Source organism: Kiritimatiellia bacterium (genome assembly GCA_025054615.1).
Lineage (GTDB): Bacteria > Verrucomicrobiota > Kiritimatiellia > CAIVKH01 > CAIVKH01 > JANWZO01.
This window is the reverse complement of record JANWZO010000045.1, coordinates 1-641: the sequence shown is the minus strand read 5'-3', so window position 1 is coordinate 641 and position 641 is coordinate 1. Positions and strand designations below refer to the sequence as shown.

The following is a 641-nucleotide window of genomic DNA, read 5'->3' as shown; positions in this document are numbered from 1 at the left end:
CGGGCCGTAGAACGCGCCACCGCCCTCGTCCACTTCGTACGGCAGGCCCTCCTTCTCCACCGCCCGCCGCAGCGCCTCGGTGGCCTTCTCCCATTCCGCTACATCACCGACGTACTTTTCGGGCCGCGTCGCCAAATAGGCCTTGAAGTCCGTCAGCCCCATCTTGCGCAGGATGAAGAGCGAGAACTCCAGCGCGCGCAGAATCTCATCCTCTACCTGATCCGGGCGGCAGAAGATGTGGGCATCGTCGCGCGTCAGGCCGTGCAGCACGCCGCTGCGTTCGTAGCGATACACCGTGCCGTACTCGGCGTAGCGCTTGGGCAAATCACGATACGAGCGGATGTGGCTCTTGTAAATCTGGATGTGGAACGGGCAGTTCATCGGCTTGGCATAGTAGGCCTCGCCCTCGATGTCCATCGGCGCGTACATGTTCTCTTTGTAGAAGCTGAGGTGCCCGGACGTCTCCCACAGATGCGCGCGGCCGATGTGCGGCGAGAAGACCCACTCATAGCCGTTCTCCAGATGGGCCTGCCGGCTGAAGTCCTCGACCAGCACGCGGATGCGCGCGCCCTTCGGGTGCCACAAAATCAGGCCCGGCCCCACTTCATCGGAGATGCTGAACAGGTCAAGCTCCTTGCCCA

1 protein-coding gene is annotated in these 641 nt (G+C 62.9%); it reads right to left on the bottom strand.

Translation table 11 applies throughout. From position 1 onward, the window contains the following. On the bottom strand, nt 1–641 hold a 641-nt coding region (locus NZ740_10745; GenBank protein ID MCS6772475.1), incomplete at both ends, for a threonine--tRNA ligase.